Annotated in this window: 27 protein-coding genes; 11 read left to right on the top strand and 16 right to left on the bottom strand. The window is 57.9% G+C overall.

Annotation, left to right across the window (positions count from 1 at the left end):
* Position 1 precedes the first annotated feature (1 nt).
* Both F8B91_RS05440 and F8B91_RS05435 read left to right on the top strand, forming a co-directional pair.
* Positions 2–388 carry a GtrA family protein gene (locus F8B91_RS05440; protein WP_196502672.1) on the top strand — a complete coding sequence of 129 codons (387 nt, stop codon included), beginning with the start codon at positions 2–4 and terminating at the stop codon, positions 386–388.
* Positions 385–987 (top strand): hypothetical protein, encoded by a 603-nt coding sequence (locus F8B91_RS05435; protein WP_196502671.1) that lies wholly within the window; start codon positions 385–387, stop codon positions 985–987. The genes F8B91_RS05440 and F8B91_RS05435 overlap by 4 nt, the downstream gene beginning before the upstream one ends.
* A 51-nt stretch (positions 988–1,038) precedes the next feature.
* On the opposite strand, the gene F8B91_RS05430 is transcribed toward F8B91_RS05435, so the two are convergent.
* The 9 genes from F8B91_RS05430 to F8B91_RS05390 form a co-directional block, all read right to left on the bottom strand.
* The gene (locus tag F8B91_RS05430) at positions 1,039–2,640 is read right to left on the bottom strand and encodes an ABC transporter substrate-binding protein (RefSeq protein WP_246714970.1); all 1,602 of its coding nucleotides are present in this window, start codon (positions 2,638–2,640) and stop codon (positions 1,039–1,041) included.
* A 117-nt stretch (positions 2,641–2,757) separates the two neighbouring features.
* Positions 2,758–3,507 carry an ABC transporter ATP-binding protein gene (locus tag F8B91_RS05425; RefSeq protein ID WP_196503900.1) on the bottom strand — a complete coding sequence of 250 codons (750 nt, stop codon included), beginning with the start codon at positions 3,505–3,507 and terminating at the stop codon, positions 2,758–2,760.
* A gap of 17 nt (positions 3,508–3,524) precedes the next feature.
* The gene (locus F8B91_RS05420) at positions 3,525–4,361 is read right to left on the bottom strand and encodes an ABC transporter ATP-binding protein (RefSeq protein ID WP_196502669.1); all 837 of its coding nucleotides are present in this window, start codon (positions 4,359–4,361) and stop codon (positions 3,525–3,527) included.
* Positions 4,358–5,275 carry an ABC transporter permease gene (locus F8B91_RS05415; RefSeq protein WP_196502668.1) on the bottom strand — a complete coding sequence of 306 codons (918 nt, stop codon included), beginning with the start codon at positions 5,273–5,275 and terminating at the stop codon, positions 4,358–4,360. The genes F8B91_RS05420 and F8B91_RS05415 overlap by 4 nt, the downstream gene beginning before the upstream one ends.
* Entirely contained in the window at positions 5,272–6,345 is a 1,074-nt protein-coding gene (locus tag F8B91_RS05410; protein WP_210324328.1) for an ABC transporter permease, read from the bottom strand. Before F8B91_RS05410 ends, F8B91_RS05415 begins: the two co-directional genes overlap by 4 nt.
* Position 6,346: 1 nt before the next feature.
* Positions 6,347–6,838 carry a GAF domain-containing protein gene (locus F8B91_RS05405; protein WP_210324327.1) on the bottom strand — a complete coding sequence of 164 codons (492 nt, stop codon included), beginning with the start codon at positions 6,836–6,838 and terminating at the stop codon, positions 6,347–6,349.
* A gap of 67 nt (positions 6,839–6,905) precedes the next feature.
* Positions 6,906–7,136: a tautomerase family protein gene (locus F8B91_RS05400; protein ID WP_196502667.1), complete on the bottom strand. Its 231-nt coding sequence runs from the start codon at positions 7,134–7,136 to the stop codon at positions 6,906–6,908.
* 9 nt (positions 7,137–7,145) lie between these two features.
* Positions 7,146–7,883 (bottom strand): SDR family oxidoreductase, encoded by a 738-nt coding sequence (locus F8B91_RS05395; protein ID WP_196502666.1) that lies wholly within the window; start codon positions 7,881–7,883, stop codon positions 7,146–7,148.
* A 13-nt stretch (positions 7,884–7,896) separates the two neighbouring features.
* Positions 7,897–8,304, bottom strand: a complete 408-nt coding sequence (locus F8B91_RS05390) for a (R)-mandelonitrile lyase (protein ID WP_196502665.1) — start codon at positions 8,302–8,304, stop codon at positions 7,897–7,899.
* A 113-nt stretch (positions 8,305–8,417) separates the two neighbouring features.
* Between F8B91_RS05390 and F8B91_RS05385 the strand changes: the two genes are divergently transcribed.
* The 4 genes from F8B91_RS05385 to F8B91_RS05370 all read left to right on the top strand — a co-directional run bounded on the left by F8B91_RS05385 (position 8,418) and on the right by F8B91_RS05370 (position 10,792).
* A complete protein-coding gene (locus F8B91_RS05385) occupies positions 8,418–9,164 on the top strand; it encodes an SDR family NAD(P)-dependent oxidoreductase (protein ID WP_246714969.1) in 747 nt (248 codons plus the stop codon).
* Positions 9,161–9,550, top strand: coding sequence for a cupin domain-containing protein (locus F8B91_RS05380; RefSeq protein WP_196502663.1), 390 nt, complete (start codon positions 9,161–9,163; stop codon positions 9,548–9,550). Before F8B91_RS05385 ends, F8B91_RS05380 begins: the two co-directional genes overlap by 4 nt.
* 77 nt (positions 9,551–9,627) lie before the next feature.
* Entirely contained in the window at positions 9,628–9,942 is a 315-nt protein-coding gene (locus tag F8B91_RS05375; RefSeq protein ID WP_196502662.1) for an SH3 domain-containing protein, read from the top strand.
* A gap of 7 nt (positions 9,943–9,949) precedes the next feature.
* Positions 9,950–10,792, top strand: coding sequence for a DUF4344 domain-containing metallopeptidase (locus F8B91_RS05370; RefSeq protein WP_196502661.1), 843 nt, complete (start codon positions 9,950–9,952; stop codon positions 10,790–10,792).
* A 21-nt stretch (positions 10,793–10,813) separates the two neighbouring features.
* Here F8B91_RS05370 and F8B91_RS05365 read toward each other — a convergent pair whose 3' ends face one another.
* Positions 10,814–11,152, bottom strand: a complete 339-nt coding sequence (locus F8B91_RS05365) for a hypothetical protein (RefSeq protein ID WP_196502660.1) — start codon at positions 11,150–11,152, stop codon at positions 10,814–10,816.
* Positions 11,153–11,266: 114 nt separating this feature from the next.
* Entirely contained in the window at positions 11,267–11,671 is a 405-nt protein-coding gene (locus F8B91_RS05360) for a Crp/Fnr family transcriptional regulator (RefSeq protein WP_196502659.1), read from the bottom strand.
* A gap of 31 nt (positions 11,672–11,702) precedes the next feature.
* On the opposite strand from F8B91_RS05360, the gene F8B91_RS05355 reads away from it, so the two are divergent.
* Genes F8B91_RS05355 through F8B91_RS05345 form a run of 3 tightly spaced genes read left to right on the top strand, consistent with a single transcriptional unit; the run spans position 11,703 to position 14,312 of the window.
* Complete coding sequence (locus tag F8B91_RS05355) at positions 11,703–12,644, top strand: hypothetical protein (RefSeq protein WP_246714968.1); 942 nt, start codon at positions 11,703–11,705, stop codon at positions 12,642–12,644.
* Positions 12,645–12,670: 26 nt separating this feature from the next.
* Positions 12,671–13,660 carry a diacylglycerol/lipid kinase family protein gene (locus F8B91_RS05350; protein WP_196502658.1) on the top strand — a complete coding sequence of 330 codons (990 nt, stop codon included), beginning with the start codon at positions 12,671–12,673 and terminating at the stop codon, positions 13,658–13,660.
* Complete coding sequence (locus tag F8B91_RS05345) at positions 13,647–14,312, top strand: phosphatase PAP2 family protein (protein WP_196502657.1); 666 nt, start codon at positions 13,647–13,649, stop codon at positions 14,310–14,312. The genes F8B91_RS05350 and F8B91_RS05345 overlap by 14 nt, the downstream gene beginning before the upstream one ends.
* A gap of 85 nt (positions 14,313–14,397) precedes the next feature.
* Here F8B91_RS05345 and F8B91_RS05340 read toward each other — a convergent pair whose 3' ends face one another.
* The 5 genes from F8B91_RS05340 to F8B91_RS05320 all read right to left on the bottom strand — a co-directional run bounded on the left by F8B91_RS05340 (position 14,398) and on the right by F8B91_RS05320 (position 20,323).
* Complete coding sequence (locus F8B91_RS05340; RefSeq protein WP_196502656.1) at positions 14,398–15,066, bottom strand: hypothetical protein; 669 nt, start codon at positions 15,064–15,066, stop codon at positions 14,398–14,400.
* A 105-nt stretch (positions 15,067–15,171) separates the two neighbouring features.
* Entirely contained in the window at positions 15,172–15,795 is a 624-nt protein-coding gene (locus F8B91_RS05335; RefSeq protein WP_196502655.1) for a sulfotransferase family protein, read from the bottom strand.
* 313 nt (positions 15,796–16,108) lie between these two features.
* Positions 16,109–17,305 (bottom strand): hypothetical protein, encoded by a 1,197-nt coding sequence (locus F8B91_RS05330; RefSeq protein WP_196502654.1) that lies wholly within the window; start codon positions 17,303–17,305, stop codon positions 16,109–16,111.
* Between the two features lie 294 nt (positions 17,306–17,599).
* Positions 17,600–19,897, bottom strand: coding sequence for an excinuclease ABC subunit UvrB (uvrB, locus tag F8B91_RS05325; RefSeq protein WP_432432023.1), 2,298 nt, complete (start codon positions 19,895–19,897; stop codon positions 17,600–17,602).
* A 78-nt stretch (positions 19,898–19,975) separates the two neighbouring features.
* Entirely contained in the window at positions 19,976–20,323 is a 348-nt protein-coding gene (locus tag F8B91_RS05320) for a hypothetical protein (RefSeq protein ID WP_196502653.1), read from the bottom strand.
* 191 nt (positions 20,324–20,514) lie between these two features.
* Between F8B91_RS05320 and F8B91_RS05315 the strand changes: the two genes are divergently transcribed.
* Positions 20,515–21,945, top strand: a complete 1,431-nt coding sequence (locus F8B91_RS05315) for an NCS1 family nucleobase:cation symporter-1 (RefSeq protein ID WP_196502652.1) — start codon at positions 20,515–20,517, stop codon at positions 21,943–21,945.
* Between the two features lie 97 nt (positions 21,946–22,042).
* A complete protein-coding gene (locus tag F8B91_RS05310) occupies positions 22,043–22,384 on the top strand; it encodes a DMT family protein (RefSeq protein ID WP_196502651.1) in 342 nt (113 codons plus the stop codon).

Below are 22,384 nucleotides of genomic sequence, written 5' to 3'. Positions count from 1 at the left end.
GATGAAACAGCACGCCACGGAAGCCGTCCGTTACTTCATCAATGGCGTAGTTGCCGCAGCGGTCCACTATAGCGTGTTGAATTTCAATTTGCTGGTCCTCCACATGCAATCGGCGGGCATCGCGAATTTCATTGCAGCCTGCGTCGGCATCAGCGCGTCGTTCCTCGGCAGCCGCTATTTCGTCTTTCGCAACCACACCGGGAGCCTGGCCTCGCAGGCCCCCAAATTCGTGGTCTTTTATGGGCTGTTGGCCGTGATGCAGGGGGCGGTTCTGGCGGTATGGACGGATTGGCTGCATCTCGACTATCGCATCGGCTTTCTCGTGGCCTTGGTCCTGCAGGTGATCTGCAGCTATCTGGGCAACAAATTTGTGATCTTCAAAGCATGACAAAATTTTTCGTCAGCATCGGTATCAGCCTGCTGTTCGTTTTCCTGCTGGCTTGCATCTATCTCATCCATGTTAATTTCCTTGATGTGAATGTGGTCTTCTATGCAGCGCTTCTGGATGCAGCGATTGCTGCAGTGCTGGCGGGCCTTGTCCTGTTCGCCGGCATCCGTGCCCTGAATGGCTTTGAAAAGCTCCTGCTGGTCGTCATCTGGCTCATGGCGGGTTATGCGCTGGCCATTTCGCTGCCCACAGTGATTGACCGTTCACTCTCATTCTACATTCTGGAAAAGCTGCAGCAGCGCGGCGGCGGCATCAGGCAGGATAGCTTCGCGCGCGTCTTCAGCGACGAATATATGAAGGAATACCGCCTGGTCGATGTGCGCCTCACCGAGCAACTCGAATCCGGCACCATCACTATCAAGGATGGCTGCGTGCTGCTCACCCAGAAGGGCAATGTCATCGCCAGCTTCGGCCAGTATTTCCGCACTCACTTGCTGCCCAAGCACCGCCTGCTGATGGGTCAATACACCGGTGACTTGACCAATCCGTTCAAGAACAGTGCACCGGTTACTGACTACCAGTGCGGGCCAGCCCAATAAAAAAACCCCGGACCGCAAGGCCCGGGGCTGATGGTTTGAAAAGCGTTCTGCTTACTTGGTGGTCAGATTGTAATACACCACGTCAGCCGATGGGCCTTCGACATAGCCTTTCACATTGGCGCGCGAGGCCACTTCTTCGGTGTTCTGGAACATGATCACATAAGGGCCGGTATCAAGCACCTTCTTCTGCAGCTCGATATAATCGTCTTTGCGCTTGGCTTCGTCGCGTTCCTTTACGGCCGCATCGGTCAGCTTGGTTTCTTCCTCAGCCGGCCAGGCATTGCGCCAGGCCAAAGGCTTGGCCTTGGCATCATCCGCATTGTTGGTGTTGTGGACGAAACCATCGGCATTGGTATGCGGGTCCATGTAGTCCGGGCCCCAATAGATCATCAAAGCCTGATGCTGGCGGGCACGGTACTTGGTCAGCACGGCCTTCGTATCAGCCGGCAACAGCTCCACCTTGATGCCACCCTGAGCCAGCGTTGACTGAACGCTCTGGGCGATGTTGGTGAAGGGTGCCGAATTCGGAATATCCAGCTTCAGCGAGAACCCATCCGGATATCCGGCTTCCTTCAACAGCGCCTTGGCCTTCTCGACATTCAGGCTGTAGGGATTTTCATCATACGAAGCCCAGAAGCCAGAAGCCCAGAAGCTCTGATGCACTTGCATCGAGCCTTTGAGGAACGTGTCGGCCATGCCTTTGTAGTCCACCAGGTAACGAATAGCCTGGCGCACTTTCGGGTCCTGCAGTTCCTTGGTCTTTAGGTTGAGGCCGATATAGTAGAGCAGGGCCTGCGGCACGTCGGTGACGACAACATCCTTGTTGCCGGCAAGGCCGGCGATCTGGTCAGGCGTCAGGTTGCGGGCAATGTCGGCATCGCCCTTTTCAACCAGCAGGCGCTGGGCTGCCGGTTCAGCCACATGGCGGATCACCACGCGCTTCAGCTTGGCTTCGCCGCCGCGGTAATTTGGGTTGGCTTCCAGCGAAACGCTTTCATTGGCCTTCCATGATTTGACGACATAGGCGCCGCTGCCGGCCGAATTGGTCTTCAGCCAGGCGTAACCAAAGTCGCCATCCTTCTCATGTTCCTTGGCCACTTTGCTGTCGACCACCGAGCCCACCACGGAGGAAAGCAAAGCGTAAACCAGCGAAGGTGCGAAATCTTCGGTGATGGTGATTTTCAGCGTGCTGTCATCAGGCGCGGTCACCAGCTTGTCGACATTGTCCTTGGTCCAGCCCAATTGCGAGAGCAGGAACACCGGAGTCTTTTCCAGCTTGATCACGCGGGTCAGCGAGAACACGGCGTCTTGCGCCGTGACCGGATTGCCCGAGGCAAATTTCTGGCCGGGGCGAATCTTGAACGTGAAGGTCTTGCCGTCATCGCTTACCGAAGCGGTTTCAGCAACGCCGCCCACCAGCTTGGTGATGTCGGTGGGTTCAAAGCGCATGATGCGGTCATAGGTATTGGCCAGAACTTCGATGCCCGAAAGCTCATAGGCTTCTGCGGGGTCGAGCGAGATCAGATCGTCGATCTGCTTGGCAACAACCAATGTGTCCTTCGGGGTTTCGGCAAAGGCCTGATGCGCCAGTTGCGGCAATGTTGCGCTAACGATGGCGCCGGCGAGCAGAGCGAGTTTAAGGTGTTTAATCATTGATGCCTCCATTTTCCCTGTCTGTGATGAACAGTCTGAACCGAGATCACACACCTTTTTCAGATGGATGACAAGCAGCACAGATCAAACCTGACCCGCAAAAAATCTCATGCCTTATCAGGCAGGCGCATAGCCCTTGCTGGCGGCGATCAGCTGCTGGGCATATTTGGTATTGGCATTGCCCGCCTTCAATTGCGCCCGGTCGAGCACTTCCACAAACCGCCCCGCCTTCATTACGGCCACGCGCTCACACATATGCGCCACAACGGCGAGATCGTGGCTGACCAGAATGGAAGTCGTGCCCAGTGCCACCCGCAGGTCTGACAGCAGATTAAGGATTTCCGCCTGCACCGACACATCCAGCGCCGAGGTCGGCTCATCCAGTAGCAGGATCGGCGGTTTGAGAATAAGCGCGCGTGCAATCGCCACGCGCTGCCTCTGCCCGCCAGACAACTGGTGCGGGTAACGGAAGCGGTATTTCGGGTCCAGACCCACACTGGTCAGCGCCTCGGCAATGCGCGGGCTGGAAGCATCCAGCCCCTGAATGTTGAGCGGCTCGCGCAGAATGTCATCCACCGTGTGCCGGGGATGCAGCGAGCCATAAGGGTCCTGAAACACATACTGCAGCAGCTTGCGCTCAGCCCGCGTGCGCGGCTGTCCCAGAACATGTCCGTCAATCCCCAGCTTGGACGAGGTGAAACCCACCAGCCCGGCCACGGCCTTCAGCACGGTTGATTTGCCAGAACCGGACTCGCCCACAATGCCAAAGGTCTCGCCCTTGGCCACAGTGAATGACACGCCCTGCACCGCGTGATACGTCCGCCCCGTCACCCGGAATGTCACATCCAGATCCTTGACCTCGATCATGTCAGCCACGGCGGATTTCATGACAACCATGCGGGGTCTCGCTTCACGATGGCCAGTTTCTGCCCCGTCTCGCCCAACACGGGCGCGGAGCGCACCAGCGCCTGCGTATAGGGATGCTTGGCCTTGTGCAATTCCGAAGCCTTGCACTCTTCCACGATCCGCCCGCCATACATGACCAGTACGCGGTCACAGAACGACGATACAACAGTGAGATTATGGCTGATGAAAATCAGCCCCATGCCACGCTCGCGCACCAGCCTGTCCATGATGCGGAGCACTTGGTTCTGCACGGTCACATCGAGCGCGGATGTCGGCTCGTCGGCGATCAGCAGATCAGGCTCGGCGATCAGCATGGCAGCGATCATCACCCGCTGGCCCATGCCGCCGGAAAGTTGATGCGGATATTGCTGGTAAACCAGATCGGGATTGCGGATCTGCACCTCATTCAGCATCTGCATTGCGCGCGCCTTGGCCTCAGAGGAGGTGCATTTCTTGTGCAGGCGGTAGGCTTCCTCAATCTGCCACCCCACGGTCTTCACAGGGTTGAGCGAATATTTCGGGTCCTGCATCACCATGCTGATGCGGGTGCCGCGCAAGGCCTGCCAGCGCCACTCATAAGACTGCCGCAGGTCCATCCCATCAAAACTCAGCTTCTCCGCCGACACTTTCGCGGTGGGCGGCAAGATGCCAAGCAGGGCGCGGCCCAGCGTGGATTTGCCAGAACCGGATTCCCCCACAATCGCCAGCCGCTCATGGCCCAGCGTAAAACTGGCATCACGCACCGCGCGCGTCTCGCCGCCGCGTCCGGGGAAAGTGACGTTGAGTTTCTCGACCTCGTAAAGAATGTCGCTCATGAGGCCTTCGGATCGAACACGTCGCGCAGGCCGTCACCCAGAAGGTTGAAGCCAAGGCTGACAATGAAAATGGCAATGCCGGGCATCGTCGCCACCCACCATTGATCGAGAATGACTTCGCGGCCAGCGGATACCATCGCACCCCATTCCGGCGTAGGCGGCTGAGCCCCAAGGCCGAGGAAGCCAAGTCCAGCGGCGGTAAGGATGATACCGGCCATATCCAGCGTCAGCCGCACGATGACGGACGAGAGGCACAACGGCACAATATGCCGGATCAAAATGCGCCAGGTGGAAGCCCCCTGCAACCGCACCGCCGCGATAAAATCACTGCGCGCAATCGTGGCTGTCTCAGCCCGCGCAATGCGCGCATAAGGTGGCCAGGCGGTGAGTGAAATCGCAATCACCGCATTCTCAATGCCAGGCCCCAAAGCGGCAGCAAAAGCCAGCGCCAGCACCAGCCGGGGGAAGGCCAGGAAAATATCGGTGATGCGCATCAATACGATGTCGACAACGCCACCCAGGAAACCGCTCAGCGTGCCCACCGCCAGCCCGATCGGTGCCACCACGACGGAAACCAGGATCACGATGGTGAGCGTCACCCGCGCGCCGTAAACCGTGCGCACGTAAATATCGCGGCCCAATTCATCGGTGCCCAGCCAATGCGCGGCACTCGGGAAGGCAAGGCGATGCGCCAGATCCTGCGCGAGGGGCGATTGGCCGAAGGCCAGCAGCGGCGCAAACACCGCCATAAAAATCAGGGCCAGCACAATCAGCAGGCCCACCAACCCGGTCGGATTGCTGACAATCGCAACCAAGCTGCGCCAAGAACGTCCAGCCAGCGCTTGCCCGCGCGAAGCGGGTGCATCCGTCTCCAGCCAGCCACGCAGCGAAAGGGGGGGTGCGGTTGTATTCATGGCGCGCGCAGCCTCGGATCAAAAATCTTGTAGAGGAAATCACACACGGCATTGATGCCGGTATAGACCACGCCGACCGCCAGCGTGCCGCCCAGTACCGCATTCATATCAGCCGCAAACAGCGAATGCGTGATGTATAGCCCCAGCCCGGGCCAGGAGAACACCGTTTCGGTGAGCACAGCGCCCTCCAGCAGCGAGGCATAAGACAGGCCGACAACCGTAATCAGCGGTACCATGATATTCGGAAAGGCATGCCGCCACACGGCACCCCAAAAGCTCTGGCCTTTGACACGTGCCGCAATCACATATTCCTGGCTCAGTTGCTCGATCATGAAGCTGCGCGTCATGCGCGCAATGTAGGCGAGCGAATAATAGGCCAACAGCGCGCCGGGCAGCAGCAGATGGCTGAGCGCATTGTGCCACACATCCCATTCGCCCTGGATCGCGGCATCAATCAGCAAGATGCCGGTTTGTGGTGTGACGATATCATCATAACCCACATCCAGCCGGCCCGTGCCTGCTACCCAGCCCAGCTTGCCGTAAAACAGAAACAGCCCCACGAGCCCCAGCCAGAACACCGGCGTGGAATAACCGAACAGCGAAAAGATACGGATCACCTGATCGGGCCAGCGGTCCTTGCAGGCCCCGGCGACAACGCCGGCGGGAACACCAATCAGCACGCCAACCAGAATGCCCACCGTGGCCAGTTCAATCGTGGCCGGAAAGAATGAAGCCAGATCCTCCAGCACGGGATGCGAGGTCATCACCGATTGGCCAAGGTCGCCATGCAGCACCTTGTTCAGATAGATCAGGAACTGCATGTAGATCGGCTTGTCCAGCCCGATGGCGATGCGCGTGGCTGCATAGGTTTCCGCACTGGCATGATCGCCCACAATGGCGATGACCGGGTCAACCGGCACAAACCGCCCGATGCAGAAGGTGACAGCCGTGAGGCCCAGAAAAGTGATCGCTAGCGTCAGCAGAAACAGCCCGAAGCGCTGCGCCATGCGGCCGGCCCGGCTTTCCTGCGGGCCGGTGAATTGCGAGACGGGTTCTGTCGTGGCGCTCATCTCAGCCTTCAAGCTGCTGAGCGGCCAGCACCGCCAACATGGCGGGCACGGCCAGGAATGTCTCGGCCATCTCCACCCGCTGCGGCGTATAGTGATGCTCAGCATGCAGAATGTTGATGGTGGCAACCATATTGCCTTCCAGCACCACCGGAAGGTTGATCACTGAGCCCAGGCCCAGCGACCAGATCAATTCATGGTCGGGAAAAACCTCGGCGATGTCCTTGATCGTATTGGCCACGAAGCTCTTGTTCTGGCCATGCACAATGTCGAACCATTTGTTGCGTTCGATGGGCTTGGTGCCGGAAACGGGATAGTTCTTGGTGTCGCTTGAATAGGCCCGCCGTGCCAGGCCAGCTTTCATATCCGCCGTCATCACAGTGAACAGCTTCCAGCCGACCAGAACTTGCGTGTAATCTTCAAGCGCGTTCCACACGGCATCTGCCGTTTTTGCAGCCGAAACCGCCAGCCTGAATTCCACCAACGCCTTGTCCAAACGAATGCCCCGCAAATAACCCGTAAGGCGCAGCTTGGCGTTTTATGACGCAGCGATCAAGTGCAACTCACTCGGGCCCGTAGTCCGGCTTCTTGTAAAGCTTGTCCAGCACAGGTGCGATCTCAAGGTTGTAAACCTTGGGCATCCACTCGCTGTCAGGCACATCCTCAATCGCCACGGAAACATCACCTTCCGCCGACTTGGCATGTTCTATCACCGCCTTGGTGATGGCGTCGCTCAAGGCGCGCTTCTGCGCCTCGCTGCGTCCGGGGATCATTTTCACAATCACATGCGGCATGATGTGTCCTCAATAAACTTGAATGGTGGGACGGAACACGATTTCGTTGATGTCCACATCCTGCGGCTGTTCCATTGCAAAGGCAACGGTCCGCGCGAAGGAGTCCGCCGGGATGGCGTCGGTATAAACCTGATTGACGCGTTCCTTCGCCACCAGATCAGTGATCTGGTTGGGAAGCTCGGTCGCAACTGCACCGGGAGAAATAATCGTGGTGCGAATATTGTAGGGCTTCACTTCTTGCCGCACGCCTTCGGAAAAAGCCCGCACTGCAAATTTTGTCGCGGCATAGACCGCGCTGCCTGGCCCAACCTTGTGCCCTGCAACCGACGAGACATTGATGATATGCCCGCTTTTCTGCTCCATGAAATGGGGCAGGGCAGCGGCGAAGCCATACATCACGCCCTTGATGTTGACATCGATCATCTTGTCCCATTCGTCGACATGCAACTGATCAAGGCGTGACGTCGCCATCAGCCCGGCATTGTTGATCATCACATCAATCCGGCCATGCAGCTTCACCGCATGATCCACCAGCGCCTTCACCTGCGCACGATCGGCCACATCGGTTGCAAGAACGGAATCCTTGGGCAGCCCCAGTTCCTTTGCCAATGCCTCCAGCCGGTCGACGCGCCTTGCACCTAGGACAACCTTGGCACCCTTCTGCGCCAGCAATCGCGCTGCTGCTTCGCCCAGCCCGCTGCTCGCACCGGTGATGACAACAACTTTGTTTTCGATACCTTCACTCATATTCAAATCTCCATTATCCCTTGGGGCCGGCCGAGTAGGCGGCGTCTGCCACCTTCTCCATCCAGTCCACGAACTTGCCGTCGAGGCGTTCCTGTATGGCTATGTGGGTCATTGCGGTCGTTGCGGTGGCGCCATGCCAGTGCTTCTCATGCGGCGCAAACCACACCACGTCGCCGGGCCGTATCAGTTCAATCGGCCCGCCTTCACGTTGCACCCAACCGCTTCCGGCAGTGACGATCAGTGTCTGCCCCAGGGGATGCGTATGCCACGCGGTGCGCGCACCCGGCTCGAAGGTGACGGCATTGCCAGCTGTGCGCGCCGGATCGGGCGCTGCGAATAGCGGATCGATCCGCACTGTGCCGCTGAACCAGTCTTCCGGGCCTTTGCCCGAATTCTGCGTTCCTGCATGTTTGATTTCCATGTCTTCACCTCATTAACGATGAAGCCAATCTAGGGGGTCAGCACATATTTGATTAGGGGCAAAATCGGCATGTGCTTATTGCCGCCACGCATGAATGCTGCTTAGCTGAAATGATGAGTACAGATCTTGTGGGTAAAGTGGTAGTCGTCACCGGCGGCGTGACGGGTATCGGTGGTGCCGCCTCGCGTGGTTTCGCCAAGGCAGGCGCCAAGGTTCTGGCGCAGTATCATTCCGGCGGGCCGGAATTGGCCGAGGCCAAGAAGCTGGGGCTGATGACGCTGCAGTTGGACCTCACGGGTCCGGACGCACCGCAGAAACTGATCGATGCCGCCCTCACCGAATTTGGCCGTATCGATGTTCTGGTCAACAATGCCGGCAGCATGGTGGCGCGCACGCCGCTGGGCGATGTGACCGACGAATATATCGATCTCGTCTTCAATCTCAATTGCCGCCAACTGGTGCATTGCTGCCGCCTCGGCGCTGAAGCCATGAAAAAGCAGGGCAGTGGCAACATTATCAATGTCAGCTCGATTGCCGCGCGCAATGGCGGCGGCCCGGGCGCTTCGATCTATGCCAGCGCCAAAGGCTTTGTTTCGGCCTTCTCGAAATCCATCGCGCGCGAATTGGTGGATCACAAGATCCGCGTGAACTGCGTTTCGCCCGGCACCATCCACACGCAATTCCATGAACGCTTCTCGGATGAAAAGCGCCGCATCGCCATGGCAAAGACCATCCCGATGGGATACCTGGGCGCAGCCGACGACTGCACCGGCACCTTCCTCTATCTCGCCAGCGATGAAGCCTCTGGCTACATCACCGGCCAGGTGATTGAGGTCAATGGCGGGCAGTTGATGCCATGAGCACATTCTCAACGAAGCCGATTTCCGAAGAGCGTGATGACGTCGCACCAGACGGCATGGATGTGCGCATCCTCGCCGCCGGAGCAAAAGGCTCCATGGCGCATTTTGAACTGGCACCCGGCGAAACCAGCAAGGCCATGATGCACAAGACGGTAGAAGAACTCTGGTTCATCACCGCCGGTGAGGGCGAGCTGTGGCGCAAGCTGGGTGATGAAGAAGAAATCACCGAAGTGCATCCCGGCATGTCCTTCTGCATCCCGGTGGGCACGCATTTCCAGCTGCACAATGTGGATGACGAGGAGCCGCTGGAAGCCGTCGCCGTCACCATGCCGCCCTGGCCGGGCGCGGATGAAGCCGTACCGGTTCCCGGCAAATGGACCGACTGATCCCACCCCGTTGACAGGCTTACGGCCCCGAAGCATCGTGAGGACGACGGGGGCATGCAGGGTTTGGGGAAATACATATGCGAAAACTTTTGCCCGTGGGCGCTGTGACGCTTTCCATTGCCATGTTGGCCGCACCACAAATGGCCCAGGCGCAATATTGCCAGGGCACGGTTCATGGGCTTTCCGGCACCTATAATGCCGCCACCGGCGCCGGCTTCCTCGCGGTTCGTGAGGAGCCCAGCAGCTCAGGCGCCAAACTGGCAGAGCTGTTCAATGGCGACAAGGTCGAGATCACCGGCCGCCAGGGCAATTGGTATCAGGTGATGAAGGAAGGCGGCAGCGACGAAGGCTGGGTCAGCGTCCGCTGGATGCGCAACAGCTGTGGCTATTGAGGGGATCATGATGATGAAAAAATGGCTTACAATTGGCGCGCTTGCGCTCTCTCTTTCCCTCGGCAGCGCCGCCACCAGGGCGGACGACGCACCGGCAGATGGCGGCGCAGGGGCCAATGCCGACCGCATTGACATCGATGCCGACAGTTTCGTCGAAGGCAGCCTGTATTTCGTGGTCTATCACGAGCTGGGCCACGCCATGGTTTCGGAATTCAATCTTGCCGTGGTCGGCCGCGAGGAAGATGCGGTTGACGGCTTGGCCACCAAGCTGATGACGCCGGACGAGGATGAAACCACCCCCGACTATCTGCTCGGCGCCATGAAAAGCTGGTTCTTGTTCGGCTCGATGACCAAGGTGAATGACATCGCCTGGTGGGACGAGCATGGCACCGATAGCCAGCGCGCCTTCCGTATCGCCTGCTTGCTCTATGGCGCAGATGCCAAGAAATTCACTGACATTGCCGACACCGTGAAACTGCCGGAAGAACGGCGCGCCCGCTGCGAGCACGAGTCACAGATGAACTCCACCAGTTGGGACACGCTGCTCGATGAAGACAGCTATGGCGATGAAGACAAGGTGGCCGAGGATTCAGAGAAGCCGGAAATCACCTATGAGGAAACCAGCAAATTCCCGGACCAGGAAGCCTATCTGAAGAAGCTGGGTCTGCTGGAGGACATCGCCACCTTCATGCACGATAACTACAAGTTCAAAAACGGCATCAAGTTCACGGCCAAGGAGTGTGGCCAGATCAACGCCTTCTGGAGTCCCGGCGAGCGCACGCTCACTGTCTGCTATGAGATCGTGAATGCCTATCAGACTCTGGCCAAGAATATCGATACGGAAGAATAGGCCGCCAAGGCGCGGCGCAGATCAGTTGAGATTGATGGTCTGGCTGAACTTGTTGGGCAGGTAAAGGCCGTAGCATGCGCCCGAGATTTGGGTGACCACCCAGGGATGGGTGACGAATGTGTCGACACGGTAAGTCCTGCCGGGAGACAGGGTTGAATAGAGCTGGCGCATGCCCTGATAGTTGATCCAGTAGATGCGCTTGGTACTGCCGCTGCTGTTGATGAATTTCATATGCGTCCGGATGCTGTATTGTTCCGAATGCAATTGCCCTTCGCCCTGGCAGCCTGCGAAAGCAGCGCTCGCGCCAATCATCGTCACCATCGTAAGGGCCAGGCTTGCGGCCAGAATTGATTTAAGCATGATGAATTCGACCTTTTCGACTGCGGTGTAGGCTGCACATCAGCCAGATTGCTGCGCCAATGGAACGAAGTCAATCGCCCCACGGGACCGGCAAGCGTATTGAAATGAAGAAGTTCACCACACCCAGATATTGGACGCAAGCCGTGCGGTTTCATTCAGTTCGGTGATGAAGTCGTTTGCCCGGTGCAAGCGTGCTGCCAGGATCGCGGCGATTTCATAGGTGATGTCCGGATTGCTTTTGATGAAGGCTTGGGCGTCCGGAAAGAAATAGACATCGCACTGGCTTTTGGTTTGTACGGTCGCCGTATGTGCCGATCCCAGAAGAACGGATGTCTCCCCGAATACGGCGCCGGGTTCGGAAACCTGCGCCACTTCCACACCACCGCGGGATATGCCGATGACGCCGCGGGCCAGCACATAAAGCGTGCCGGTGTGACTGCCCTGTTCAAGCAGCACATTGCCTTTCGGGTAGGTCATGAGCTTTTCGGATTGGCAGAGGCGCAGGATGGCTTGGGACATGGTCACTCTCAACAATGGATGGAGCCCGATCATGCGCAAGTCTCGGGGCCGGATCAATCCCGGCATTGAAATGCAGTCGGAATCTGACTATCCATCATCCCCAGAACTTTTCAAGACAGGGAATACGATCATGGCTGACAAGAAACCCGTAGATGTGACCAAGGATTGGCAAGCCAGCCAGGGGCAGCAAAGCTCAGCCTTCAAGCTGCGCGCTTTCGCCATTTTGTCATGGGCGATTGCCATCGCTGCGGAAGGCGTTGGCATCTATTTCTTGATGCATCACAAATTCGACGCCGGCAACAATGGTGGCAACCTGCCGCTGATGATCGGCCTACTGGTCGGCATCGCCGTGTTCGCCATTCTCGGCAGCTTCCTGTGGAAGGCTGCCAACAGAAAGGATCCGGCCCAACGCTCTGACACGATCAACTTCTTCGTGCAGAACCAGCTCGGCGCCATCATCACCATTTTCGCGTTCCTGCCCTTGCTCGTCCTGATTTTCATGGACAAGGACATGGACCCCAAGAACAAGCAGATCGCCGGTGGCGCAGGCGCTGTCCTTGCGATCGTCGCGGTTCTGCTGGGCGTGAATTTCAAGCCGCCATCTGTCGAGCAATACACGCAGGACATGAATGCCTGCGCCGGCCAGATCAAGTCGGGCCAGCCCACCACGGCCTGCTCGCCGGAAGTTGCTGCCCAGGCTCAGGACATCGCGCGTGACACGACCGACATCGCCAATGCTACCAAATCCACCGCCAATCCGAACGGCCTGGACGTGGTTTATTGGATCGCCCCGGAAGCCGGCCAGAAGAAGTCATCTGAACCCCACGTCTTCCATCTCTGCGAAGCCGTAAGTCCGCTGAACGGCAAAACCATCAACCACGGCTCGGTGACGGAAGCCTACGCCGAAAACGCCATCCGCATCACCAAGCAGATCGACATGGAACAGAAGCAGTGCGGTTTCGCCGCGCAGTAATTTCTGAGCGGTTATAAACTTACCTAATGGCACAAAAGCGTTCCGCGCTGGTCCTGATTAACCAGAAGTCCGGCACGGTTCGCACTCTTGGCCCCGATGTGGTCAAGGCCAATGTCGAAAAGGCTTTGTCGGGCGCGTTCGAGCCCCTTGCTGTTGAATTGGTCGATGGCGACGTCACCACGCGGGCTCAAGCGGCGGCAAAATCCAAAGAATGCGACATCATCATCGCCGGGGGCGGGGATGGCAGCATTTCTTCTGTCGCCAATGTTCTGCGGGACAGCACGATCATCCTGGGCGCCCTGCCGCTGGGCACGATGAACACGTTCGTGCAGGATCTCGGCTTCTCCCCCAAGCTTGAATTGGCACTTCAGCAGCTGGCGGATGCGCGCGTCACCGAGATTGACGCAGGTGAAATCAATGGCCGGCTTTTCTTGCATCAGGTGTCGTTCGGCGTGCAGCCGCGCATGGCGCGCTTGCGCGAACGCCTGGGTTACAAGTCCCGCTTTCAAAAGATGCTGGGTGCCGCGCGCGCCTATCTCGCCATTTTCCGCCGTCCGCAAAACTTGCATGTGAATGTGAAGGCAGGCGAAACCGAGCATGAGATTTCGGCCCCCTTTGTCGCCGTCACCAACAATCCGGCAGCCTTGCCAAAGCAGGCCCGCGCGCTCGATCAGGGCATTCTCGGTTTTTATGTCGTTCATTCCATTTCGGCGTCCTCCATCCTGCGCCTGGCAGCGGCCTTTCTGACCGGCAAGCTTGATGAGGCAGAACAATTCGATCGCGCCACCTCTGCGGCACTGACCATGGAGGCGCGGGCCAGGCGATCCTTTCGCATCTGGGGCATCGCCAAAAAGCCAAAATCGATCCAGTCCTCCATTGATGGCGAAGTGGCCTTGCTGGATTTTCCGGTGAAGATGCAAAGCCTGCCGCGCGCCCTCCGGGTTCTGTCGGTAGCGCCGCAATATGCAAAGACCGATTTGCCGGTGAAGAAGAAAGCGCGCGATGCCAAAGTTTAGCAGGAACAGTGCAGCGCTGCTCTCCATCCTGCTCCTGTGCTTGGGTTTCGGCTTGCTGGCCGATGAAATGCGCGAAGGTGAAACCCTCGCTTTCGATCAGGCGATTTTGCAGGCCTTGCAAACCAGCGACGGCGGCACGATGCATCTCATCGGCCCCGTCTGGTTTCAGGAAGCCGCACGCGACGTCACCGCACTCGGCAGCTTCACTGTGCTCTTTCCGCTCGTCGCCTTCATTGCCATCTACTTGCTGCTGGAGGGCAAGCCGCGCAATGCCTGGGCGCTTGTTCTGTCCAGCGCCAGTGGCGCCATCCTGAGCACGATCCTGAAATCATTCTTCGACCGCCCAAGGCCTGACATTGTTTCGGCCACTCACGTCTTCACCTCCAGCTTTCCCAGCGGCCACGCTCTGTCCAGCGCAGTGATCTACCTGACCATCGGCACATTTCTGGCCCGCGCTGCGCCCTCGCGCAGCCTCGCCAGGTACGGCCTCGCGGTCGCTGCGTTCCTCACTGTCATCGTCGGCCTCAGCCGCATCTATCTCGGTGTGCATTATCCCACCGATGTGCTGGCGGGATGGATGATCGGATTGAGCTGGGCCATTGTGTGCTGGCTGGTGGCGGAGTGGTTGTTTCCGTCCAATCCGAAAGCTTGAACGCGGCCACACGATCCCGTCCGGCCAAGAGGCGGCGTTCCCCGGCACGGGGCCGGGGAAGGGGCAAAAACGGACTGCGATGACTTCAGGACGAGTCGGCGCGCAGGGCATCGAAGGCGAGGCCATGGCATTCGCGCAGCACATGGTCGATCTCGCGGCGCGGCGTGGCGCGCTGGCCCGGCGGCGGGCCGGGGCGCAGGGGTGAGGTGAATTTCGGACTGTCCGATTGCGCGCGGCGCAACCGCCAGCGGGCCAGGCGCCGGGCCTGACGGGGCAGGGTCTCCAATGCATATTTCAACGCCGCATAGCGGCGGCACAATGCACTTGCATCCATGCTGCGGGCGGGCGCTTCGCTCTGGGCCGGATTGAATTGCGGCACCAGCGGGCTCGCATCAAAGAAGCGAATGCGTGGACCAACGCTCGTGGAATTTTGTGCGGGTGTGCCTTCAGCGAAAGTCTTGCGCGTATCGAACAAAGCGAAACTGAGACGCCCTTCACCGCTGCTGGCAATCACCAGATCGTGCGGCATCGGGCGGGTAGGGCCCAGATTCACCTGCAGCCCGCGCGCCGCAATGACGATCAGCCGGCGCAGGGCGGATTCAGCGGGAATCAGCAGACGCTCAGCCTCGCTGTAAAGCAGAGGGGGCAGGCGGCGGAGCGGGCCTTCCAATGCCAATTCCAGCAACCCAAAAAGCTGCGCCACAACACGCGCCAGCGCGCTTCGGTTGATCTCAATTGCCCTGGTCCAGTCCATGAGCTTCTCCTGAAGCCCTCATAAGAACAAAGCAAGAACAATGTCAAGGGTCGTTGTGCTCTTTTGCCAGCGGTTGGCGCGCTGAAGCAAGAGCCTCAGCGGCTGTCAGGTGTGATGACCGGCATTCGGGTTTTGCAAATGCCTGGTGTTGAACGCCTCAGCGCTGTTGGCTGACGGGTAGTCAACGGCGGGCACGGGCACACCAAGATGGGCGCAGAGCGGTACCCAGCCATCGCCCAGCTCATGCACCAGAAGACGGGCGGCTGGTACGGTTTCCCGGATCGCTTTGATGTTGGCCTCATAGCAGGCCATGGCATGGGCCTTGTCATTCATCTTGCCGCCAAAAACCTTGTCCCGGATCAGCGCCAGCCCAACCGATTGAGGATCAGTGCTCTTGCTGAGGCCAGCCAGGATGGTCTTCTCAAAACTCGCCCACCAGCTTTCGGCGCTGCGATGGGTGAGGATAACCTTGGCTTGTGGATAGGCTGTGATCAGCTCACGCCAATAATAAGCGGAAGGCCAATCCACACAGGATTGGTAACCCGCAAAAAGCTCCTCCCAGCTGAGGGGCGCACCTTGAACCTTGGCCCGCCACATCTGCTTTTGCTGCTCATGTGCGATCACTTCATGCATGTGATGGCAGGGGCCAAACCCCAGAATGTCCAGCGCCTCGCGCATGGAATCCGTTCCCGTGCGGCCAAAGCCGGTGCCGATAACTTTAAGTGTCATGGATTGTCCCTCTGTCGTCACGCTAGGAGAAAGCAGAGGTAAGGGGAAGGGGCGTTGACACGCGTGCAATCCCATCGGTCCAGTGAAGGACAAGACCATCCATCAAGGTTCGGTGACCGAAGCCTATGCTCGAAAACGCCATCCGCATCACCAAGCAGATCGAAATAGAATAGCAGCAGTATGAGTTTGTTTAGTAAAAAGACTTAACAAACGGATATCTGCCACCACTCAATCCGTTCAAGGCTAGGGGCAACTTAATCTTCGGTGGTGAGAGAAGTTTCGCGTGGCAGTGGAGTTGTTGCTTAGACGATTTTCAAGCTTGGAGGCAAGCCATAACCCACTCTGCTCGATAGAGGGAGGTTGGGTGCATTAGCGTCACGTCTTCAAATTTTTCAGGCCAGTATAGCTGCCTACATCTTGCTCTGCCGGTTTGTAGGTAATCTAAAACGTCATCCTTGCGGAACACATACAACCGGCCCTCGTCATCTCTCTTCGTCTTATGTTCATCTTCCAATGCGCGTGATTTGACGACAAGTTCAGCAGCTGACAAGTTTATCTTCATGACACCAAATAGCGAAAAGTTGCCAACATCTTCCTCCAAAATGCCAGTCCATATCCTCTTGAATTCAACATATTGGGAGACGGCATCCCACGCCGCAGCTGGATTCTTTTCAAAGAACCCGGTTAGGGGAAAAACCTCTTCACAGATTGCTCGTTGAAACCAGTTTTCTGCTCGAAAGTCAGATCCCCTCTCAACATCTACCCGTGCAACCTGCTCTTCGAATGACACGGACATAGCATTGGGGTGATATTCTGTGGAGTTGTTTCGTTTTAGTGCGAGAAACTCGTTGTCTTTGGTCAGACACACAAAATGTAAGCAAAATGACGAGGGCACAGCATTTTTTGTTTTAAAATCGCTTTTCACGATTTTGTGCCTTAGCGGTTCGTCTGCCATTAGTTTGTCTTTTACGTTGACCAGATTTACCCAATCGGTCCGCCCAAGAGTTAGTCGCAGCTTTTCGCTATCATCAGCGAAGAGATGCCTAAAGGAACGAAGGAAGTATTTGTCGTTGTTGGCTCCAGGCACCACCTTATTTTTTTCTACAATGCCCTGAGAAGTGAAAAATTCCTTCTCCAATTCGATAACTACGTCGCCAGTATTCCATCCATTGTCGGACAAATCGCGATCTAGGAATGGGTGGGCAAATATTTCGATTGCACTCCCACTTCCACTATTAAGAATGCCATATTTTTCACAGTAGCGTTTTGTGCTTTCGAAAACAGACTTTACTACCGTTGCATCGCTTCTTCCTACTGGACGGCTCTCCCTAAAGTATCGCGTGAAATCATAGAGAAGTGCGATAGCTCTGAGACAAAACAGGCCGAAGGGGACGAGACTTATATAAGCTAGATTTCCAATCGAGATGAACTGAAGCTGGTTGTTTTCGAGTTGAATCGCTACGGTCAAGCCCAATAGAAGACAAAGTAAGTTTAGCAGCTTACCCATCATTCGAATCGACCAACTGGTAACGCGTCCAAGTAAAGTAGGTCTGTTATGGGCCCTTCCAAAGGCTCGTTTCGAGCGTTGCATAAATGTGGGTGACATCAGATGGCCTCACGCTCAATTGCAGACGAAAGGTTATATTGTGGTTATGTTCTACTCAATTGGCTCCACCTTAGGTTTGCTCAAATAGCCAAAAATTGCAAAGGGAAAGCTAGATCGTGCCAAGCAATTAGTAGAGTCGGGCTACTGTCGGTTGATTGACGATTTTCCGAACTGCCGGGTGACGGCGCGATAGCAGTTCTACTTCCGCTTCGGCCCCCGGAACGCCCGCGTCCCCGGTTTCCCCGCACTCGAACCCGCCTTGCGGTCCTTGCTCGGCTGCGGCCAGCTCGCTTCCGGGCCCTGGATGTTGCTGCTCTTGGCCAGCGGGTCGTCCATCACCGCCAGCTCCACCGCCTTCAGGCGCTTGACCTCGTCACGCAGCCTTGCGGCTTCCTCGAATTCCAGATTGGCCGCCGCCTCGCGCATGCGCTTTTCCATGTCGGCCAGCACCTTCGCCAGATTGTGCCCGATCAGCGGGCCGCTCTCCGACAGGCCGGTATCCACCTGCACATGGTCGCGCTCATACATCGAGCCCATGATGTCGCCGATATTTTTCTTGATCGATTGCGGCGTGATGCCGTTGGCCGTGTTGTAGGCCACCTGCTTGGCGCGGCGGCGGTTGGTTTCGGCAATGGCGCGCTGCATTGAGCCGGTCTCGCGGTCGGCATACATGATCACCCGGCCATCCACATTGCGCGCGGCGCGGCCGATGGTCTGCACCAGTGAGGTTTCCGAACGCAGGAAGCCTTCCTTGTCGGCGTCCAGGATGGCGACGAGCGCGCATTCCGGAATGTCGAGGCCTTCGCGCAGCAGGTTGATGCCGATCAGCACGTCAAACGCGCCCAGCCGCAGATCGCGCAGGATCTCGATGCGCTCCAGCGTGTCGATGTCGCTGTGCATGTAGCGCACGCGCACGCCTTGCTCGTGCATGTATTCGGTGAGGTCTTCGGCCATGCGCTTGGTCAGCGTGGTCACCAGCACCCGCTGGCCGGCCAGCGCCACGGCCTTGCATTCGGCGATCACGTCATCAACCTGCGTCTTCACCGGGCGGATGATGACGGGCGGATCGATCAGCCCGGTGGGGCGGATCACCTGTTCGGAAAACACGCCGCCGGTCTGCGCCATTTCCCAGCCACCGGGCGTGGCCGAAACATAAACCGTCTGTGGCCGCATCGCGTCCCATTCTTCGAAACGCAGCGGCCTATTGTCGATGCAGGAGGGCAGGCGGAAACCATATTCGGCCAGTGTGGCCTTGCGGTTGAAGTCGCCCTTGAACATGCCGCCGATCTGCGGAACGGTCACATGGCTTTCATCGGTGAACACAATGGCATTGTCCGGCAGATATTCAAACAGTGTCGGCGGCGGCTCGCCCGGTTTGCGGCCGGTGAGATAGCGCGAATAGTTTTCGATGCCAGCGCAGGAGCCCGTCGCCATCATCATCTCGATGTCGAACATCGTGCGCTGCTCAAGCCGCTGCGCTTCCAGGATGCGGCCAGCAGTGTTGAACTCGGCGAGTCTGATCTGCAGGTCGTTCTTGATCCGCATGACGGCCTGTTCCAGCGTGGGCTTGGGCGTCACATAATGCGAATTGGAATAGACTTTGACCTGCTCCAGCTCGGCCTTCTTCTGCCCGGTCAGCGGATCGAATTCCGAAATGCTTTCGATCTCGTCGCCGAACAAAGAGATGCGCCAGGCGCGGTCATCCAGATGCGAGGGGAACAGCTCAATCGTATCGCCGCGCACCCGGAACGAGCCGCGCACGAAATTCTGGTCATTGCGGCGGTAATGCAGTGACACGAGATCGCCGATCAGCGCGCGCTGGGCGATGCGCTGGCCCTTCTTCACGGCAAAGGCCATCGCCGAATAAGTCTCAACGTCGCCGATGCCATAGATGCAGGAGACGGAGGCGACCACGATGACATCGTCGCGTTCCAGCAGCGAGCGCGTGGCCGAATGGCGCATGCGGTCGATCTGCTCGTTGATGGCGCTTTCCTTTTCAATATAGGTGTCGGAGCGCGCCACATAGGCTTCCGGCGTGTAATAGTCGTAATACGAGACGAAATATTCCACCGCATTATTGGGGAAGAAATTCTGGAACTCGCCATAAAGCTGCGCCGCCAGTGTCTTGTTCGGCGCCATGATAAGGGCAGGGCGCTGGGTGGCCTCAATGATCTTCGCCATCGTATAGGTCTTGCCGGAACCGGTGACACCGAGCAGCACCTGGTTGCGCTCCTGCGTGTTCACACCCTCGACCAGTTCCTTGATCGCAGTCGGCTGGTCGCCCTTGGGCTCGTAAGGCGAGACCACTTCGAGCTTCTTGCCGCCTTCCGATTTCGGCATCTTGGTCGGCTTGTGCGGCGCAAACATCGGCAGCGATTGCACTTCGGGCCGCAAGCCCTCCAGCCCGGCGCGGGCGGATTCCGGCAGCGGTTGCAAATCGGTGATGGCTGGTTGTGGCGCTTCCGCGAAGCCGCCGTCTTGTCTTGAGTGACCCATGGGCCAGATATAGGCGCTGCAAGCTCATCCGCAAAGGGTGCCTGCTGACAACTACTGACAACCTCTGTCAGCAGACTGTCATTGGCGCAACCGGGCAGCGGCGAAGGGCGAGAGAAACGCCACCACAAGGCTCCACATCAGCATTCCGCCCGAGAACGGGTTGATCTCGTGAATCAATTGTGTCGCGTTCAAACCCTGCATCAGCCCGATGGCGATTTCAAACGCAAAGGTCAGCACCACCCACAAGGCGCCGAGTTGGAGCAGGGCCCGCGTGCCGCTAAGCCCCATCCAACGGCTGGTCAGCAATGTGATCCCAAACACGAGCGCGGCCGCAATGGGCCATCCGATCCTGTTTGACATCTCGATGCCAAGGCGTGGCACCAGAAAGATGCCGCGCAGAATCCCATGCACGGTCTCAAGGGCCATGAACCCTGCCCAAACAATGATGCCTCGCCACATGCCCATGCCTGACCTATAGGCCGATTCAGGTTCGCTGGTCAGGAAAGCGGTCTACATAAACCCGAAGTCAATTGCCGCTCTTTTAAAAGGCAGATAACGTGCATGTGAGTCGAATGCCCAAAAAGAAGGCATCGATTTGGCAACACAAGGGGACCAATATGAAACTCATTAATCCGTCACCGGCGTTACATAACGCCGACCTGGCGCCTGCGGAACAACGCAACTGGGGCGCCTTCTCAATCTTCAACGTGTGGACGTCGGACGTCCACTCGCTCTACGGCTACTTCCTCGCCGCCAGCCTGTTCCTGCTCTGCGGGAGCTTCCTCAACTTCGTCATCGCCATCGGCATTGGCTCAATCGTCGTCTTCGTGCTGATGAACATGGTCGGCATTGCTGGCGTGCGCACCGGCGTGCCCTATCCGGTGCTGGCCCGTGCATCCTTCGGCACCTTCGGCGCCAATATTCCAGCACTCGTCCGCGCCGTCGTCGCCTGCTTCTGGTATGGCGCACAAACCGCTGCTGCTGCTGGCGCCATCGTGGCGCTGCTCAGCCGCAATGCAGACATCGCCGCCTGGAACCAGTCGAGCCACATGCTCGGCCATTCCACGCTGGAAGTGATCTGCTTCGTGGTCGTCTGGGCTCTACAGCTGCTGATCATCCAGAACGGCATGGAAACCGTGCGCAAATTCCAGGATTGGGCCGGTCCCGCTGTGTGGCTGATGATGCTGTTCCTGGCCATCTACCTCACGGTCAAGGCGGGCACGATCTCCTTCGGCAGCGACATTCCGGCTGACAAGCTGGTGGAAGCCACCAAGGATGCCGGCGTTCCCGGTGCACCCGGTTCCTTCGGCGCTCTCGCTGCCGTGGCTGCCACCTGGATCACCTATTTCGCCGCCCTCTATCTGAACTTCTGTGACTTCACCCGCTACGCAACGGACGAAGCCGCAGTGCGTAAGGGCAATCTCTGGGGCCTGCCAGTCAACCTGCTGCTGTTCTGCCTGGTCGCCGGCGTGACCACCACGGCTGCCTTCACCGTCTACGGCGAACTGCTGCTGCATCCGGATCAGATCTCGGCCAAGTTCGACAGCTGGTTCCTCGCCTTGCTGGCCGCGCTCACTTTCGCGGTGGCGACTTTGGGCATCAACGTCGTGGCGAATTTCGTCTCGCCCGCCTTTGATATTTCCAACGTCTTCCCCAAGCAGATCGACTTCAAGAAGGGCGGCTATATCGCGGCCCTCATTGCGCTCGTTCTCTATCCCTGGGCGCCGTGGAATGGCGGTGCCGCACATTTCGTGGGCCTGATCGGTTCCACCATGGGTCCGATCTTCGGCATCATGATGGTGGACTATTATCTGATCCGCAAAGGCAAGATCGATGTGAACGCGCTCTATCAGGAAAATGGCGAGTTCAAGTTCCAGGGCGGCTGGCATGTAAATGCCTTCATCGCACTGATCATCGGTGGCCTGTTCTCGACGATCTTGCCGAACTTCACCACGCTGCTGCCGGCCTGGTGGGGCGTGTATGGCTGGTTCTTCGGCGTGGGCATCGGTGGTGCCGCCTATTACATCCTGCGCATGATCAACAAGTAAGAGACGCGAAAAAACTCGGGCATGGGAGCTTTGTTCCCATGCCCTTTTTTAATTTTACATGCCTTGACTCAAGGCCTGCCGCGCAGCAGGAAAAGTCATGGTTTTCGGTAAGATTCTCCCTATCCTTCTTCTCTGCGGCTCCAATCTGTTCATGACCTTTGCCTGGTATGGGCATTTGAAGTTCACGGACAAGCCGCTCTGGGTTGTCGTCCTGATTAGCTGGGGCATTGCCTTCTTTGAATATTGGCTCGCCGTGCCCGCCAACCGCTGGGGCGTGCAATATTACAGCCCCGCCGAACTGAAGACGATCCAGGAAGTCATCACCTTCACCGCCTTCATCCTGTTCGCGATCTTCTATCTCGGCTCCAGCATCACCTGGCAACATATTCTCGGCTTCGCCATCATCATCGTCGGCGCGACCGTGGTGTTCAGGGCGTAA

Source organism: Aestuariivirga litoralis (assembly GCF_015714715.1).
Taxonomy (GTDB): Bacteria; Pseudomonadota; Alphaproteobacteria; order Rhizobiales; family Aestuariivirgaceae; genus Aestuariivirga; species Aestuariivirga litoralis_A.
The sequence above is the reverse complement of the archived record's forward strand: the minus strand, read 5'-3'. Positions and strand labels throughout refer to the sequence as shown.